16 protein-coding genes and 1 pseudogene are annotated in these 18,892 nt (G+C 35.9%); 6 read left to right on the forward strand and 11 right to left on the reverse strand.

Annotation, left to right across the window (positions count from 1 at the left end; translation table 11 throughout):
• Positions 1-63 precede the first annotated feature (63 nt).
• Together RTP99_RS25095 and RTP99_RS25100 are read left to right on the forward strand one after the other, a co-directional pair.
• A complete protein-coding gene (locus RTP99_RS25095) occupies positions 64-768 on the forward strand; it encodes a response regulator transcription factor (RefSeq protein ID WP_000272683.1) in 705 nt (234 codons plus the stop codon).
• A gap of 9 nt (positions 769-777) precedes the next feature.
• Positions 778-2,520 (forward strand): sensor histidine kinase, encoded by a 1,743-nt coding sequence (locus RTP99_RS25100; protein WP_001010417.1) that lies wholly within the window; start codon positions 778-780, stop codon positions 2,518-2,520.
• 311 nt (positions 2,521-2,831) lie between these two features.
• On the opposite strand, the gene RTP99_RS25105 is transcribed toward RTP99_RS25100, so the two are convergent.
• A complete protein-coding gene (locus RTP99_RS25105) occupies positions 2,832-3,734 on the reverse strand; it encodes an AraC family transcriptional regulator (protein WP_000446828.1) in 903 nt (300 codons plus the stop codon).
• A gap of 118 nt (positions 3,735-3,852) precedes the next feature.
• Here RTP99_RS25105 and RTP99_RS25110 point away from each other — a divergent pair, with 118 nt between their 5' ends.
• Together RTP99_RS25110 and RTP99_RS25115 are read left to right on the forward strand one after the other, a co-directional pair.
• Complete coding sequence (locus RTP99_RS25110; protein ID WP_116733398.1) at positions 3,853-4,356, forward strand: RNA polymerase sigma factor; 504 nt, start codon at positions 3,853-3,855, stop codon at positions 4,354-4,356.
• 5 nt (positions 4,357-4,361) lie between these two features.
• A complete protein-coding gene (locus tag RTP99_RS25115; RefSeq protein ID WP_000501637.1) occupies positions 4,362-5,480 on the forward strand; it encodes an anti-sigma factor in 1,119 nt (372 codons plus the stop codon).
• A gap of 41 nt (positions 5,481-5,521) precedes the next feature.
• Here RTP99_RS25115 and RTP99_RS25120 read toward each other — a convergent pair whose 3' ends face one another.
• From RTP99_RS25120 to RTP99_RS25130, 3 genes are all read right to left on the reverse strand, one after another.
• Positions 5,522-6,499 carry an HD domain-containing protein gene (locus RTP99_RS25120; RefSeq protein ID WP_000587058.1) on the reverse strand — a complete coding sequence of 326 codons (978 nt, stop codon included), beginning with the start codon at positions 6,497-6,499 and terminating at the stop codon, positions 5,522-5,524.
• A 213-nt stretch (positions 6,500-6,712) separates the two neighbouring features.
• The gene (locus RTP99_RS25125) at positions 6,713-7,819 is read right to left on the reverse strand and encodes a metallophosphoesterase (protein ID WP_312368026.1); all 1,107 of its coding nucleotides are present in this window, start codon (positions 7,817-7,819) and stop codon (positions 6,713-6,715) included.
• 146 nt (positions 7,820-7,965) lie between these two features.
• Positions 7,966-8,883, reverse strand: coding sequence for an alpha/beta hydrolase (locus RTP99_RS25130; RefSeq protein WP_000301548.1), 918 nt, complete (start codon positions 8,881-8,883; stop codon positions 7,966-7,968).
• Positions 8,884-9,051: 168 nt separating this feature from the next.
• Between RTP99_RS25130 and RTP99_RS25135 the strand changes: the two genes are divergently transcribed.
• Entirely contained in the window at positions 9,052-9,597 is a 546-nt protein-coding gene (locus RTP99_RS25135) for a TetR/AcrR family transcriptional regulator (RefSeq protein WP_000411002.1), read from the forward strand.
• Between the two features lie 157 nt (positions 9,598-9,754).
• Positions 9,755-10,765, forward strand: coding sequence for a beta-channel forming cytolysin CytK2 (gene cytK2, locus RTP99_RS25140; protein WP_000830634.1), 1,011 nt, complete (start codon positions 9,755-9,757; stop codon positions 10,763-10,765).
• 482 nt (positions 10,766-11,247) lie between these two features.
• Here the strand turns inward: cytK2 and RTP99_RS25145 are convergent, their stop codons facing one another.
• The 7 genes and pseudogenes from RTP99_RS25145 to RTP99_RS25175 all read right to left on the reverse strand — a co-directional run.
• Complete coding sequence (locus tag RTP99_RS25145; protein ID WP_000904373.1) at positions 11,248-11,610, reverse strand: hypothetical protein; 363 nt, start codon at positions 11,608-11,610, stop codon at positions 11,248-11,250.
• A gap of 16 nt (positions 11,611-11,626) precedes the next feature.
• Complete coding sequence (locus RTP99_RS25150) at positions 11,627-12,895, reverse strand: RHS repeat domain-containing protein (protein ID WP_116733397.1); 1,269 nt, start codon at positions 12,893-12,895, stop codon at positions 11,627-11,629.
• An 8-nt stretch (positions 12,896-12,903) separates the two neighbouring features.
• Positions 12,904-13,149 carry a hypothetical protein gene (locus tag RTP99_RS25155; protein WP_000033132.1) on the reverse strand — a complete coding sequence of 82 codons (246 nt, stop codon included), beginning with the start codon at positions 13,147-13,149 and terminating at the stop codon, positions 12,904-12,906.
• Between the two features lie 2 nt (positions 13,150-13,151).
• Positions 13,152-13,736 (reverse strand): annotated as a pseudogene (locus RTP99_RS25160) (RHS repeat-associated core domain-containing protein); the annotation flags it as partial.
• An 89-nt stretch (positions 13,737-13,825) separates the two neighbouring features.
• The gene (locus tag RTP99_RS25165; protein WP_000445726.1) at positions 13,826-14,545 is read right to left on the reverse strand and encodes a DUF4261 domain-containing protein; all 720 of its coding nucleotides are present in this window, start codon (positions 14,543-14,545) and stop codon (positions 13,826-13,828) included.
• A 235-nt stretch (positions 14,546-14,780) separates the two neighbouring features.
• Complete coding sequence (locus tag RTP99_RS25170; RefSeq protein ID WP_000443779.1) at positions 14,781-15,431, reverse strand: hypothetical protein; 651 nt, start codon at positions 15,429-15,431, stop codon at positions 14,781-14,783.
• A gap of 125 nt (positions 15,432-15,556) precedes the next feature.
• Positions 15,557-18,892 (reverse strand): RHS repeat-associated core domain-containing protein (locus RTP99_RS25175; RefSeq protein WP_312368031.1); only part of this gene is annotated, 3,336 nt, incomplete at its 5' end.

The raw sequence follows: 18,892 nt of genomic DNA on the forward strand, positions 1-18,892 counted from the left end.
CTTAAAAATTCCATAAGTTACCGAAAGATGATATGATATTCGAGGAAATTAGGAGGGATTTTTATGTATGAAGCAAATATTTTGCTCGTTGATGATGAAACAGCAATTTTACAATTACTAACTACCATTCTTGAAAAAGAAGGTTTTTCTCATATTACAACTGCAACATCAGCTGAAATAGCTTTATCTCTCACAGAGCAAAACGATTACGACTTAATTATTTTAGATGTCATGCTTCCTGGACAATCTGGTTTTGATATTTGTCCCATCATTCGACAGAAAACAGATTGCCCTATCTTCTTCCTCACAGCTAAAGCATCTGATTTAGATAAAATATCTGGATTTGCACACGGTGCAGATGATTATATTACGAAGCCATTTAATCCACTTGAAGTAGTAGCTCGTATGAAAGCACAACTCCGAAGACATATGAAGCAAGTAATGACACATGAACAAAAAGCACACTCTAGTTCATTTGGTAGATTTGCAATTGATCGCGATTCCGCAGAACTGACAGTGAATGGACATGTTGTCGAATGTTCTGCTCAGCTATTTCAGCTATTACTCTTCTTTTGCGAGAATCCGAACTACGTATTTTCGAAAGAAGAAATATACGAAAAAGTTTGGGGAGCACCTGCCTACAATGGCGATGACAATACCGTTATGGTTCACATTCGAAAACTACGTGAAAAAATTGAACAAGACCCAAGTAAACCAGAATATATAAAAACCGTTCGTGGACTTGGCTATAAGTTCATTACAAAGTAGGGTGACGATATGAACTTTAATAAACGACTTATTATCCAGTTTATTCTGCAACACGTATTTGTTTTAGTTACATTACTAATTGCTGTAGTAGCTGCTTTCACTTATTTAATTTTTCTTGTTACTAGTACTTCATATGAACCGAATATTCCAGATGCTGATAATTTTATGATTGCAAGATATATCTCTTCAGAAGATGGCGATATTTCGTTAAAAACTGAAGTAAAAGACTTAATGAAAGAGAAAAATGATTGGATTCAAGTTGTAGAGGAAAACGGAAAAGTTCTCTATCACTTTAATACACCTAGTGACGTACCGACATCTTATACGAAGGCATCTTTATTCTCATATATACAGAATCACATAGAAAGCCCTTATACATTTACGTATTGGGAAATTGAATTAGAAGACAAGAATGTGCTTGTTATTTATGGCAGTATGTTAAAAAGCAATGAATTACTAAAAACAATCCAGAAAACGCACCCTTCTGTATCTACAGATTCGTTCACATTAACAGAAGAAGAACAGCATTTACTTACTAAAGAAAAAGCAACACTTCAAATCTTTAATAGCGTTGGCGAAGAAGTATTCTCCTATCCAAACGGAAAGAAAAAAACATTTTCTGTTATACAAGCCGCTCTTAGTGAAAAAGAACCGTGGAATCATAAAGAAAACACGTCTAGCTTTTATGACACAAATAGCAATCATCTCCTTGTTGTAACTGCCAAAAATGAGCACTACTACCCAGATGATGAAATAGAAGATGTATTTACTAAAAAGTTTCTAATTGGATGCGGATTAATCCTTCTTATCGTATTTGTTTATTTAGTTATTCTTTCTATTTGGTACGGTAATAAATTTGGAAAACCGTTATTACATGCGATGCGCTGGCTTAAAAACATAGCTGGCGGAAAGTACGAAGAACCTGTTAGTAAAAAAGGGAAACCTATCAGATTCAGGCGATCTGGTAAAGAAAAATGGTCATTCCGCTTGTTTCGAGATGTTACAAGTTCACTAGAGCACCTTTCTATTACACTCCAAAAAAATGATGCGATGAGGCAAGTACTGCAGCAAACACGTGAGGAATGGATTACCGGTCTCACGCATGACTTAAAAACACCACTTAGCTCTATATATGGTTACGCATTATTACTAGAATCAAAGCAGTACAACTGGACCGATCGTGACATTCAACAATTCGGTAGTGTTATGAAAGAGAAATCTCAATATATGACGACATTAATTGATGATTTAAGCTTAACGTATCAATTAAAAAATAACAGTCTTCCTGCGCAACACGTAAATATTGAAATGAATCAATTCGTTCAAAAAGTATTATTACAATTCATTAATAATCCGACACTTCAAAATCAAAATATTGAATTCGTACCAAGCTCAAACAAAATTCAATATTTCATTGAAGAAAAATGGTTCCAGCGTATTATCGAAAACTTACTCGTAAACGCGGTAAAACATAATAACGAAACGACTAATGTCATCGTAAAACTTTCGCAAAATGAAAATTCATTTACACTATCTATTTCCGATAACGGAAAAGGAATGGATGATAAAACGAAAGAGCTTCTATTTGAGCGATATTACAGAGGAACAAATACAGAAGAAAGCAACATCGGAACGGGACTTGGCCTCGCTATTACGAAACAGCTCGTCCATGCTCATAACGGAACGATTTCTATCGATAGCGAACTAGGAAAAGGAACAACAATTATACTTGTGTTTCCGTTTCGTTCATAGAAAAGACGCTATGTGGCGTCTTTTCTTTTTTCTATTCTGGGAGAGTTCAGCGGTAAATGAAATGATGTAGACCATCTTTATGAGTTGTTTCAGCGGTATATGAAATTATATCGGCGATTTTTCAAATATATCGGCGCAAATCAAAATATATCAGCGATTTTCTGAATATATCGACTTACCGACAAAAATCGACAACAATAGCACCCCATCTTATATGCAAAGCTCCTGAAAAACAACGATTCCGCCCGCGCCAATTGAAATTTCACGAAATAAAAAAGCGAGCCATTTCTCAATGACTCGCCCTCACTCTATTATTTTTTCTTCACCGGTATCCAAAGTTCCACTTGAGCGAACTCACTTTTATCTTCGTGGCAACGCTCATCGTATAGTTCAAACTCTGTAACGCCGCAATGTTCATAGCCTGAATGGGGGAACCATTCTGAGAATACTGCGTTCCAGGTTTGGTGAATAGACGACACCATTTCTTCATGAGGAACTTTCGGCGTTGTAAATACTGCATATGTAGCCGATGGGAACGTACGCTTCGCAATTCCATCTGGTACATTTTCAAAGTCTGTAACTTCCATTCCAATAATATACGTGAAGTCCCCTGTTTCTAAATTAAAATCAGTACATAATCCAAGCTCTACCCATTGGCTCGTATCTTTACGATTCGGAATTGTCGTTCCAAGATCTTTTTGTAAATATTCTTGCCAAAATGCTGGAATGTCTTGATGGTTTTTCCCTTCTTTACTTGTCGTCTTCAGTTCATAACCCGCCACTAAAAATTCTGGTTTATTTACAATACGATATTCCATTTGTATGCCTCCTAAATACGGATTTAATTTTCTTTGCTTTACATTCACGCTGGAATACATCGGTGTTTCTATTTCTTGCTTTCGATATTCACTCGGTGTCATTTGAAATAATTTTTTAAAGGCTCTCGTGAACGTTTCGTGAGATTGAAAGCCATGCTCAAATGCGATATCAATAATTTTTTCATCCGTATGAGAAAGTTGATAAGCTGCCCGGGCTAGCCTCCTCTTTCGAACATACTCCATTACCGTATCACCTACTAACGCCTGGAATACACGATGAAAATGCGACTCAGAAAAACCTGCAATACGCGCTAAATTACGCAGCGTCTGTTTTTCCATTACATCTTCCTCAATATAATCAATGGACCTTTGAATTTGTGTTTCATAGCTTTCCATCTCTGTTCACCCGCCTTATATGTATTATGATAAAAGAGAATCTTATCCAATTCTTGACGTTTTTTACTATAATTTTAAAAACAAATGTAACTTTTTTATATGTATTTCGTTGTTATGTATGAAGGGAGGGAAATTAGTGAAACGTAAACAATCATTAGAAGACATTTATACAGAGCATATGCATGATTTATTTCGCTATCTTCTCTCCCTCACCGGAGATTCTCATTTTGCTGAAGATCTCATGCAAGAAACCTTTTACCGAATGCTCGTCCATATTGACTATTACAAAGGCGAAGAAATTAGACCGTGGTTATTTACAATTGCCTACAACACCTTTATCGATTGGTATCGAAAAGAGAAAAAATATAAAACAACTACAGTGGAAGAATTCCATTTACCAAACGTACCAAGTACAGAACATGAATATTTCGTAAAACATGAGATTGCTAGTTGGTTAGACAGTTTATCTTCTCTTCCGCTCGAAAGACGAAATGTTCTGTTACTACGAGATTACTACGGATTCTCGTATAAGGAAATAGCAGAAATGACCGGTCTCTCATTCGCGAAAGTAAAAATTGAATTACACCGCGGACGAAAAGAAACGAGAAACATAAAGGAGTGATATAGATGGGTTGTGCAGCATTTAAAAAACTATGGGAGAAATACGAAAACGGAACACTCACGCATGATGAACAAGAGCTGTTAGAAAGTCATATTGAGACATGTGAAGAGTGTGAAGCTTATTTAGATGAGTTGCTTTTGAAGAATGAACCAATAAAGAAAAGACTACCACCACAAAACCTGAAAGTCCCGTTTTGGAAAATAAAATGGAAACAACGTTGGCAAACCGTTAGTTTTGTCCTTGCCGTTTGTATTGCAATCTATTTTGTCGGCCATTTTTCGTCTTCTCTTTACTTCTATAATATGAAAAAGTTAGTCGAAGTAGATGAAATTCCAGCACTCGCACTAGAAGCAACCATTCCAAATAGTCGTTCCGCTGGAGGCAGTACAAAGATTAAACCCTTTTTCCGTACAGAAAATGAAATGAATTTAGTTAAAACGGTCGGCAAAAAAGAAATTCCAATTGGTACAGTAACAACGCGTAGCTTCTTATCATCTGTAACTGTCAAAAATAAATCATGGGAAAACAAACCCTTTTCCAAAAAACTTTCCTTTGTTCACCCAAAAATCAAGCAAGATGATCATTTGAAAGAAATATCTAAAAAAGTTTGGGATACACTCGGAAAGATACATGAGGGCACCGTTGCAGAAGTAGCGATATCTTTTGACAAACCTTACACGTTACAGGAAGTAGAATCCCTTTTATATAGCGTATTTGAAGCACAAGAAATGCCGCCAACTCCTTTATGGTACGCTTTAGACACAGGGCAAGAAAGAATAGATGAAGAAGATTTTATCTTGCATAGCGGAGAGGTTATCGGATTTCCAGAACATATAAACCTCCCTGATAGTGAAGCAGAACGACCGAAGACAAAAGAAGATGAAGTAATCGAAATGATGCGCATTCTTTCTACACATAAAGAAACTGTAAGTAAAACTACTCGGACTCCTGAAAAAGAACTAAACTTAGATAAACGCTATGAGTATGTAAAAGAGAACAGTGTAAAAGTATACGGGATCGTCATTACCGGACCGTCGAAAGAGTTATTAAAATTACAAAACTCGCCTCACGTTCGTTATGCGACTCTTGGAGATATTGAGGTTTGGAATTGGTTTAATCAGTGATGTAGGAAAAGTAGAGCATCTAGGGGTGATGCTCTACTTTTTTAATCCGAAACCACCTTCACATACATCCCTCTCACCGCTTTTTCATAAGCAATCTCACTCATCTTCCTTATGTTTTCTGACACAACAGACGATGGAACGACTTCCCCTTCACGAAGTAACGACGGATCAATAAGACGGACTTTATTGTTCTGATATAAATCATAATCATTTCTATCTTCTTTTACTTTTACATTCGGATGAACTTTGCTTACTAAAGCATGTACTTCCGGATCACTACATTGCTGCAATTTCGAAATTAGCTCATCATCTTCAAGAAGAAAATCATCTGCGTGAATAACCTTTTTGTGTAGAGCTAACTTTAGCGTTTTTGCTAACATATCATTTCCGTAACTATTCATTGGTTGCATAAAGAAATCGATGACTTCTTTGTAATACGTTTCTGTAAACCACTCTGCCATTTCGATGTTTTGAAGGACCATTTTTCCGTTTACTTCAATTACATCTTCTAAAAAACTGTGAGCTTCTTCTAAAGAAATATACCCATATGTATACATATCTCGTAACGTATAATCCACTCGATCTGCGCATAATTCGGGCGCTGATCTTTCCAATAACGTCCACTTCGAATCATCTAACAAAATCTCTTCATAGTTATAGCCATACTTCGCAAGAATCGCTGGAATTTCTGAGTGTTTCACAACAGAACTAAATATCTCTTCATGATAACTTTCATTTCTATTATCAAAAACGTAATCAACCACATGGGAGAAAGCAGTATGCGATACATCGTGCAGTAAACCTGCAATTTGCTCTTCTACTGAACCACCTAGCTTTTTAACTAACAACATAACACCAACTGAATGATCAAAGCGCGTTACATTCCATTCCTTGTTCACTAAATAACTTGCGCCAGTTTGATGAATACCTTTTAGTCTTTGCACAGACTTACTTAAGATTAATTCTTCTACCACTTGATCCACTTCAAATTCTCCGTATAGTACATCTGATATGATCACTTATAATCCCCCTTTATCTTATAATCCTAACTCTTTTATGAAATCGACACCAATACAATATTAAATTCAAATATATTGATATTTAATTTTAAATGTTGTATATTATACATGTCTGTTATTTGTTTTAATTCATTTATTTTTATTGAGTGCTCCTTATATGGAGCCTTTTTTATTTGTAAGAATAGAGAGCCATTAGCTCTCTATTACATACACTTATTCAAACGTAACATCCACCTGTACAACCTCAGATCTACTTCCAAGTCTAAGCGGTGGTCCCCAAAATCCAAAACCAGAAGAAACAATTGCGTGGAATGCACCTTTTTGTGCGTATCCCCAGTCTAGTTCGTACATTCTTCTCGTTACAATATGATTTGGCGCCATTTGTCCGCGGTGCGTATGACCGGATAATAGTAAATCTACGCCAGCATCCGCTGCTTGTTTTAACTCGAATGGTTGATGATCCATTGCGATAACTGGCATCGTTTTATCTACCGCACTCATAAGATTTTCAAAACTTTGGCGATCTCGCTCAGTTTTATCTCTTCTTCCAACGAGATAAAACTGATCTTCAATTGTAATTACTTCATCTAATAAAATGCGAATATCAATCTTATCCATCTCTTGTAAAAATTCTGGAACTGCTCGCCCGTAATATTCGTGGTTTCCTAACACACCATATACGCCTAGTGGAGCTTTCATCTGTTTCATAATATGTCCCATATTTTTTTGAATGAACACACCTGGATGATCATCGATAATATCTCCTGGCAGTAAAATAATATCAGGCTCCATTTCATTTACATGATGGACAAGTCTTTTTAAATGCGAAACGCCAGACAATTTACCAAAATGCATATCAGAAGCCATCGCAATGCGTAAGCTTTTACGTCCCTCTACTTTTTTCGGTATGTGCACCTCGTATTTTCTTACTACCGGGCTATATGCGTTGAATACTCCGTACGCAAAGATTAAAATAAATGCAGCTAACACAGCCGCCCCTGTCCAAATAATTGCTGCTTCTTTCTCCACTGAAAACTGTAAAAGAAAGACTATAATATTAGCTAAAGGCAATAGCATAAGCGCGTATTGTATAACCGCAAACCAAATCGAACCTATCGTTCGTAGAAATGGCAAAAACTTAAACACTTGCACGAGAATGTACGCATATGAAATGAAGCCAACAACGAAAGCGTAATATCCCCAAGACTCCCAGCCAAATACCGTATGAAGCCAAACCCATCCGTTCCAGCCGATGTAAAACATAAGTAGTGTGTATACAAGTAACATAGTAAATATATTGAAATAACGACGATTCTTCACAGCGTGCCTCCTTATGTATTTCTTCTATTATATCTTGTTATGCACGTTAAACGTAAATATTAAGCACTGCAATCTTCACAATAAAAACCCCTAATTGCTAGACGCAAATCTAACAATTAGAGGTGCAATTCAAAACAACATTCCTTTTACAGATTTTCGTTATAGAAACTTGTTAATTTTTCAACCGCAATTTTTACTGGTTCTGGTTGATCATATAAATCGTAGTGACTCGCACCTTCCACAACAAGTAAATCTTTCTTCTCTGAAGCTGCTTTCTCATAAAGCTCATAACCATCTTTATAAGAACCGAATGCGCCTTGCTTGCTGCCGACAATAATTTGCAGCGGCTGCGTTAATAACGTATCTGCTAAATGGAACGCATCAAAACCAATTACCGATCCCATACTTGTAAAGTTTAATTTGTTTGGAGAGTTCACACTTTGACCTCGCGGCGTTGTGTAATACTCAACCGCTTCTACAATATCTATATCCGTCATACCTGCTGCCGCTAACTCTTCCTGATTTTTAGGAATCCAATTTGTAATCATTTCTTCTGCTCCGCGCGCTTCAGCAGTACGTTGTTTACCAATTGCCTCTAACACACCAATCGGGTTAGACTCACGATTTAAACGGCCGATATTTGCGCCAACAACTGTACCAACCGCTTTAATACGGCGCTCTGTCATCGCAGCATTTACCGCATAACCACCGCCTGCACAAACCCCTAACACACCGATACGTTCTTCATCTATATAAGGTAGGGTAGTTACATAATCTACCGCTGAGCGAATATCCTCAACACGCGCAGCTGGTTCCTCAATATATCTCGGTGCCCCTTCACTTTCACCTTGATATGATGCATCGAATGCAAGCGTTACATAACCTTGTTCTGCTAACTTTTCCGCATACAATCCTGCTGTTTGATCTTTACAGCTACTACCTGGATGCACACAAACAATCGCTGCATTTTGTTTCTTTTCCTCAGCACCTTCGGGAATGTTCAAAATACCTGCAACTTGTAAACCTCTTGCATAAAATCGTACATTTTTCTTCGTAACTGCCATATATAAAACCACCTTTATCTCATTTTTAATTTTACACTTGTGAGAGTTATTACTCACGTGTATATTTATAATAAAGCGAGCAACCACTTGTTTCAATGACCACATTTACGCATTTGGGTCATAATACACACATACAGAAATATGTGTATCAACAACGGAGGAACCCATATGGAGAAAATCGATCGAAGAATTATAAAATCACAAAACGCCATTCAATCGGCATTTATAGAAATGTTAATTACAGATGGTTTCGACGAAATTACAGTAAAAAACATTACCGAAAAAGCAAACATCGGGCGAAAAACTTTTTACTTACACTATCTAGATAAGTACAATTTATTAGATAAAATTGTGGACGATCATTTAGACCAATTAAAAGAAATATGCTATGAGAAACAAAACAAAGGGTTTATAGAAGGAACGATCATATGGTTTGAATACTTCAAAGAACATAAACCATTTTTCGCGGCGTTATTTAAAAGTAACAGCACATTATCGTTTCAAAAAAAGTTATTAACTTTCATCATGGGTGAAATAGAGAAAAAGTTAAACACAAACACATCAATAAATAAAAACATCGATAAACACATTATTTTAAAGTTTTTAGGAACGGCTGTAATGGGCATTTTAGAATCTTACGTGTTAAACGAAATTGATAGTGATGTTGAGTATGTTGCGACGCAAGTTGGGGAGTTGATGAGGAGGAATATATAAACAATACAGCGGCGATTCCCTTGAGAAGGATTCATAAAATTTCACTATCCAAAACTCACCTATGCAATTATGCATAACTATCCCTTCCGTTTTATTTTCATGTTACGATATAAACGAAATACGACATATATCGACAAAAACAAAAGGAAGTGATTGTATGAAACGCTCTAAAACGTATTTAAAATGTTTAGCATTATCCGCTGTTGTTGCTAGTAGCGCTTTAGCACTTTCAACACCTGCTGCTTACGCTCAAACGACGTCACAAGTTGTAACAGATATCGGGCAAAATGCAAAAACACATACGAGCTATAATACATTTAATAATGATCAAACTGATAATATGACAATGTCTTTAAAGGTAACTTTTATCGATGATCCGAGCGCTGATAAACAGATTGCCGTTATTAATACAACTGGTAGTTTTCTAAAAGCAAATCCTACTATAAGTAGTGCGCCTATTGATAACTACCCAATCCCTGGCGCTAGTGCAACATTACGCTACCCTTCACAATATGATATTGCCTTTAATCTTCAAGATAACAGCGCCCGTTTCTTTAACGTAGCACCTACAAATGCTGTAGAAGAAACGACTGTAACCTCTAGTGTATCTTATCAACTTGGCGGTTCTGTTAAAGCTTCTGCAACGCCAAATGGACCTAGCGCTGAAGCGGGTGCAACTGGCCAAGTAACTTGGTCTGACTCTGTAAGCTATAAACAAACAAGTTATAAAACAAACTTAATTGACCAAACAAATAAAAACGTAAAATGGAATGTATTCTTTAACGGATATAACAATCAAAACTGGGGTATTTACACACGTGATTCCTACCATTCTTTATACGGAAACCAACTGTTCATGTACTCTCGCACATACTTATATGAATCTGATGCAAAAGGTAATTTAATACCGATGGATCAACTTCCAGCATTAACAAATAGCGGTTTCTCTCCTGGTATGATCGCTGTTGTTATCTCTGAAAAAAATACAGACCAATCTAACCTACAAGTCGCTTATACAAAGCACGCCGACGACTACCAACTTCGTCCAGGCTACACATTCGGAACTGCAAACTGGGTTGGAAACAACGTAAAAGATGTTGATCAAAAAACATTTAATAAATCGTTTACATTAGATTGGAAGAATAAGAAATTAGTAGAGAAAAAATAGATAAAGAAAACCGAACCGCCATTTAGATGGTGGTTCGGTTTTTATTTAAATAACAAAATCCTTTCGTTCTTTTCATTTTATGGAAAAGGTCTTTTTATGTGCCTAATTCCCTGTTCTTTGTAATAAACGAATCCTATTATATATTCTTCATATAATGGTATAATATTTATTAAAATACCTTTCGTATCACTTTTCAAAACATTACCTATGCATCTTCATACGTTGCTACAACTTCTCTATTTTGATCTGTCACCACGAGGGTTATAGTGATAATATAACGTTTCTTCTTATAATTTTATAATCATAATAAAATTAATGTATACCAAAAGAGAAAAGAGCCTATATTCGCTCTTCCTTCTCCAAATTATTTCTCTATTTATTTCTTATCCTCTTCTACATCATATAGTAACTTTTCATGTAATTCATTCATACACACATTTAACAAACGAATCTTTCTAACCACTAATTTTTCTGGTGATATATTAATAGCCTTTAAAAGCAAACTGAATATAAATGTAAGTACCAACACCATAAATAACAAAAGCAACTATAGTGATTAGCCAATTTTCACGAGTTTTTTGTACATACTTTGAGCATACCCAAATAAGAAGTAAAATAATTAATTGAATTGCAGTCACTTTTGAGATAGCAATTATAGTAGTTTCCGTAACAAATATTACCCATGCTCCAAACAACATACGGATACTAAAAATAATTGTCCCAATACGTGTTTCAGTATATTGTTTATTTATATCTATAAAAAATATATCTTGCAACATAACCGTTAATGTTAATACAGCTACTAAAGCCAAGATAGAAGCAAATTCTAAAATTTCTATAAGCACTTTTAGTCTCCCTTCATTAACGTCTTCTCACTGCATTCGAAATCTTCATAAGTTTCGCTGTCGTTGAATTTTTAAATGCTTTTTTCCTTTGTTTTTTCGCCCTTTTCATTCCATCAAGTCTAGCACCTGGGTTCCTTTTAATCTGTTTTATAGGATTCTTCTTAAAACGCTCGTAATTGGATTTTAATTGTCTAACTACTGGCTTATATCCTTTTTGAACCACTCTTTTTCCAAAATTTAAGTGAGAAAGATATCCAAATGTTCGTCCTATCCCACCAAATAATACACCTTTAGCTGCTCCATATCCCGCTGCTTTAAGTCCGACCTTCCACGTATAACCTTTATTTCTATTTTTATACAGATACTTTCCTACTTCCCAAACAGCTCCACCTAATGCACCAGTTACCCACCAAGCTACATGCCCATCAGGATCTGTCATCATCACTGGATTATTATCTGCATACGTATAACCATTCATTGTAATCGGATCATCTTCGTCACCCGGATCAGGATCTACCGATAAGAACACACCATGATCTGGGTTGTAGTAACGAGCAATCAAGTAATACATGCCAATCTCTTTATCATACATGTATCCCGCATATCCAAATGGATTGTCTGCTGCAATACCTTTTGCGTCACTCTTTAATACGTTACCCCATGCATCGTATTCATACGTTGCTACAACTTCTCTATTTTGATTTGTCATCGCAACGACATCACCACGTGGGTTATAGTGATAGTATAACGTTTGTCCATTCGATTTCATAGCCAAACGTAAACCGTCTATAGAGTATACATATTGACGAAGAACATTTCCACTACCATCCGTCTCATATAACGGATTAATGCTGTCTCCATCATAGAAATAACGTGTTACTTGACCATTCACACTCTTTTCAATACGACGATTATCCTCGTCATACTTATAAGTTGCGAATGCATTGCTTTCACCTTGTTTTGTAATAGCTACAATTTGATCGTTTTCGTTCCATGTATACTTGTACTTTCCATCTGATGTACGATTGCCATTCGCATCATATGTTAACGATTCGTTTCCGAATTTTACAAGCTGATTTCCGTCATTAAATGTTGCCGCTATAGACTTTGTTTCTTTTCCATTCTCTACAACTTTCACACTTGTACGGTTTCCAAATCCATCATATGTGTATGATTTAGTTGTTCCGTTTGGTAATGCCTCGTTTAAAATTGAATTCATTGGATTAAGATCCAAAAAGAAAGAAGAGCCAATATTGGCCCTTCCTCCTACAAATTTATTATGCACCTGAACTATTAAGGAAGTAAATCTCCAAATACATCAATCATTTTCTCTAAATCCCTACCAAAATCATTAATATTATCCTGTTCATCAAATCCTTTTTCAATTAATTCATCTGCTAATATATCTCTCAACTCATGTATAGTTTCAATTTCTAATATACTAAAGTCCCTACAATTTACAATCCACAATAGCTCAGGCTGCTTTTCCTTTAATATCCCTTGCAATACTCCTTGCACATCACTATTAAATTTACTCACGCTTATTTTTTTCCTTTCCGTGTATATTTCGTTCCTCTAGCAAAAGTCGTTACGACTTTCCCCCTCTTATTTAAAACGACTACAGCTTGTTTACTAGTATATTTAATAGTTCCACGATCTTTTTGTATAGCCCTCTTACCTGACTTAACTGTATGTAAGATTGCCTTTGGTGACACCCCTAATCCGTTATTACGACTAATCGCTTGGTTTAACCCATGTTTTGTATATCCAGTAATTTTACCTGCTACTGCTTTCGTATTCTTGTACTTTAATGGTTGCTTTATTGCACGTTTAGCCAATTGTTTACCAACAAAACGACCTACATGCGGAGCAGCGATTCTCGCCCCGTGTACAGCGACTGGAATAAACCATGCTAAATGCCCATCTGGATCAATGTTCATTATAGGGTTATTATCACCATACGTATACCCATTCATCGTAACCGGATCATCTTCATCACCCGGATCAGGATCCACCGATAAGAACACACCATGCTCCGGGTTATAATAACGCGCAATCAGATAATACATACCAATTTCTTTATCATACATGTATCCCGCATATCCAAATGGATTGTCTGCTGCGATAATTTAAAATCCTCAAAAAAGAGACCTAATACATACTATCAGGTCTCCTTACACTACTAAGTTGTTCCTATGATAAAACCCTAATACATTTAAGTCAATTCTAACTTCCATAATCCACATGGATTGTAAAATGGATCCTCTGGTTCATAGCGATAGTCTGTGTAGTAAGATAATTGGTACACCGGAGAGTTTTCCGTAAAACTAATTGTATCTCCATCTTTTAATTTAGGTTGTTCGACTATATTATATAAATTAAAATCATTTAATAAATCCCCAGCCGTTTCTGGTTCTATCTCCCCTTGTATAATTACATCTGGTAGAGCGAATGCTTGCATTCCACATGAATAATAACCATCTTCATCTCCAACTAAAGTTACAACATGCGAATAAATGGGAAATATCTCCTTATTTTCCGCAAGCTCTGTCCATTCATCTTTAGAATACGCTACACCTGCTGTTTCTATTTTTAAAGCAAGCCCCCCTGCATCTAACACTCCATTCCCTACTTCAATAACTTCTTTTAGTTCCTGCATATTTTGCACATTAGCAATAATGTATACTGTATAAGTATGTTTCTCTAATTTACTAAGTAAGTCTTCTTCGAAACGACCGCCACTTGCATATAAAAATGCTTCTCTTAAAGATGGATCATGATCGTATACATCAATTTCAAAAACGATATCTTTCTCCTTATGATGTATAACATTTCCTGCTAAAATATAACCTCCACTTTTACCAACTATTTCCTGAACCAATTCTGTCCTACTTTTCCATAACCCTGGTATTCCTATTATAATTTGTGATTCCACTGTAAGAAACACTCCTTCACAAAAATTTAGAATATTTTTTCTTTCTGATTCAAGGTAAAATTGCAGCTCATTTTTTATACAAATTCTTTGTTACTCGAGATGTAAAAACACATTTCATCCTGTCATTAATTATTAAAACTCTTAATTCCAAACAGCCCAATCTCACAAGCATAATTTATAAAATGTGTGTCTTACCTTTACATTAAAATAAAATCTTCAAGACTGCGGAACAAACTTAAGTGCTCTGCATTGAAGTTTGTATGATTAGGCATTCTTTGCATAGATAAAAGTATAAATAACTCTCTCCTATTTGAAAACCTATTCCTCCTGTAAGTTCTCCTTCATTCCCATAATCTTCTCCGGCCACCATAGCCACATATTTCATACTTTTAGAGCAACAAGGACACTTCGCTTCTATAGAATCGTCTATATATAGAGGTTTTCCTAGCATCCTGCAAATATAATCTTTTCCTATAGCATCTAAAGCTTGGTCATATTCATCTTCATCACAGGGAACATCATAATTCTTCATGTTTATTAATTTCATATCATATTTCGGCAAAGGAACTGGTATCTTATCAATTAATTCATATTTCCAATCAAACAGCTCACTTTGATTAATAGTATGTATAGAGCGTTCCATTATATTTATTTTAAAGTTTTGTACACCTTCATATAAGGAACAATTTAAACAAGTGATTAACGGCAGTTCTGTTAGTTCTTCCATTCTAAGTTCCTCTAATCGAAAATCGTTTAAATCAAAAGTAAATATTTGATGTGCTTGTTCATTACATTGCGGACATATAGGCACATCCCAAGTTTCCCCACCAAAATAATGATTATGTTTATCCTTACCGTATATCACTCTAAAACCTATACTTTCCATACACATAACACCTACTTTATAAATGGCTTTTCTATCCATTCTTATTTTCAACTAATATTTTATAGGATACATAATAGTATTTCACAAACCATTATTTGTGAAATACTATTATAATTTAAATTTAGTTATCTCCTTTGTTTAGGATATAACTTTTGTCCGTAGCTTACAGTTTGCTTCAAACCATAATTGTATTTTCTTCCAAATTGACGTTTAACATCCCAAACATCTCTTGCCAATCTTTGCCTAGCATTTAATCCTTTATCTATCCTCATGGTAGCCTTTCCTTTACCGGCAAAGGTTCTTGTTAATTTATGATCAGCCTTTGTCATAAGTAATGCTGGCCCCTTACCTCTACTTATACCTATACTCTTATTATAAGCATTTTGAGGCATATGGTGTCCTACATATTTTGTACCTTTTAATTTATTTACACTATTAAAACTGCCGCCTCCAATTGCTTTTGTAATCTTTCCAGCGTATTTGAGTTTACCACCGCCTACAAATCCTAACGCAGCCTTTCTTAATATTACTTTTTTGCTTGCGCCAGACTTATAAGCTTTATACCCATCATAAACTGCAAAACCAGCATTTATAGCCAACCAAGGTGCATGTCCATCTGGATCGGTCATCATCACCGGATTATTATCACCATACGTATACCCATTCATCGTAATCGGATCATCTTCATCACCCGGATCAGGATCCACCGATAAGAACACACCATGATCTGGATTATAGTATCTTGCAACTAAGTAATACATGCCAATTTCTTTATCATACATGTATCCCGCATATCCAAATGGATTATCTGCTGCGATACCTTTTGTATCACTCTTTAATACATTACCCCACGAATCATATTCATACGTTGCTACAACTTCTTTATCCTGATTCGTCATCGCAACTACGTCACCACGAGGGTTATAGTGATAGTATAACGTTTGTCCTTTTGATTTCATCGCTAGGCGCGTGCCACTTGTTGAGTATACATATTGACGAAGAACATTTCCACTACCATCCGTCTCGTACAACGGATTAATGCTGTCTCCATCATAGAAATAACGTGTTACTTGACCATTTACACTCTTTTCAATACGACGATTATCCTCATCATACTTATAGGTCGCGAATGGAGTAGTTGCCCCTTGTTTTGTAATCGATACAAGTTGATCGTCTTCGTTCCATGTATACTTATACTTCCCATCTGATATACGATTTCCATTTGCATCATACGTTAACGATTCGTTTCCGAATTTGACAAGTTGATTTCCTTCATTGAATGTTGCCGCTATAGACTTTGTTTCTTTTCCATTCTCTACAACTTTCACACTCGTACGGTTTCCAAATCCATCATATGTGTAAGATTTAGTTGTTCCGTTTGGTAATGCTTCATTTAATAATTGGTTAATCGGGTCATAAACAAAGTTTGTTTCTGTTACTTTTCCGCCCGCACCTTCATGTTTAATCTTCGTACGGTTACCCGCTTGATCATATTCATATCGTTCAGAAAGTAGAATACTGTTTGCTGTACCGACTACTAAATCTTTAATCTTGTTCGCGTGGTCATAGTTAAAAGTAGAACCTGAACCATTACCAGCTGTGTACGTACGAACATTTCCTTGATCGTCATAATCAAAGCGATACGTTTGAGAACCGTCTGTTACACGAATGTTTTGATCTAACGTGTTGTAGTCATACGATACTTTATTTGTGTATCCGCCTTGCGTTACTGTTTGTTCTTTTAGTTTTTCTGTCTTACTGTTTGCTTTGTCGTGATATGCCCAATCAACTTTTCCGCCTCGGCTATCTGTTGCGCTTGTGACACGGTCTGCCTTGTCGTATGTTTTTGTACGTTCTACGCCATTGACATGGTCTTTGACTTTCGTAACTTGTCCATTTTGATCACGTTCAAATGTAAATGAATCTTTTCCATTTCGCTTTTCACCAATGACGCGATCTGCTGTATCATATACAGATTCTAAGATAGAACCGTTTGGCATTTTCGTTTTAATCTTGTTTGCATTTTCATCGTACGTATGTTCAATACGACGGTTCAACGCATCGATATACACTGTATTTTTATTATCTACATCATATTCATATTTGTGTGTTTGTGTTTTCCCACCAAACATGACAGATTTCTCTGTTGTGTTTCCATTATGATCATAACGATAATTTACAGACGTACCATTTTTCAAAGTAACCTTCGTTAATAAATTATCTTTGTTATAATCATATAGTTTTGTATTTCCTTTTTCATCTGTTTCGCTCTTTTTATTTCCTGATGCATCGTATGTGAATGTATTCTTCTGCCCTTCTTCATCATACGCGGCAACAACATTGCCATCGTTGTCATACTCATTTTTAATAAGAGCATTTCCTTCTAGTAAACGAATATTATCAAACCAAACTTTTCCTTTATTCTCTCTTCTAAATAGAAGATAGACTTCCATACGCTTAATTGGTTTAGTAGCAGGGATTACAACTGCACTACGATTCCAATCATTTGTACCACTTGGGAATTTCGCTTGATAGTTCGTACCAGTACCATCTTGATAATACACATCTGCCCAAATAGAGTAATCTCTTGAGAGCTTATCTGGTGCGGTATTTTCTACATTTTGAGATTTAGACATTCCTGTTAGCGTAATTGCTTCTGCTTTTTTCTGGTTTAAATGTATATGCTTAGCATATCCTACATCTGAACCGCCATATTGGCTACGTTCTAATACAATAGATGAATGTCCCGTAAAGCTCTCTTGCTGAGAAACATCTTTTGGATCACAGCTTGTTCCATCTCCTCGAATCCATCCTGGAATACAACCTTTTTCCGTCATATTCTCTAAACTACTATTGTCAATTGGGTTAAAACTAGAAGAAACTTCACCTTTTTCTAGTTGAATCTTATCAAACCAGACTGAACCACTTGAATCCGCTCGATTATAATCAACTTGTAAATAGATTCTAACTTTTTTCGTTTGGTCTGTCGTCTTAAAAGTTACTTGGCGATTCGTCCAATCTTTCTCGCCTTCTATTCTGTTATGACGTGTATCAAACCAATTATTCCCACCATCAAGAGGATTTCCGTCTTCTTTTAACAACTGAACATTAAAGAATGCACCAGCATGCGTTAATGCTGTTTTCATCATCCCACTTAATGTATATGTTGTGTTGGGTTCTACTACAATATCCTGAATCGCACTATGGTAGCCCCAACCAGCGTTTTGCGCTTTTACCGTCATTTGTAACGATGAAGCTCCGCCCAATCCACCAGGTGCAAAGATTGCATCTTTTTTTAATGCCCCTTGACTATTTCCTTTTTCTTCTTTCCATCCATTCGTTATATCCATCTCAAAGCTTGGATTTTGAATCAGGTTTTCCCCTGTTCCTAGCTCTCTAGTTGTTTCAATTGGATTTCCAAACTGATCATACTGCATGAAAGATGATGTATTTGCGGCTTG

This window comes from Bacillus sp. (in: firmicutes) (genome assembly GCF_031983925.1).
In the GTDB taxonomy this organism is placed as follows: domain Bacteria; phylum Bacillota; class Bacilli; order Bacillales; family Bacillaceae_G; genus Bacillus_A; species Bacillus_A pacificus.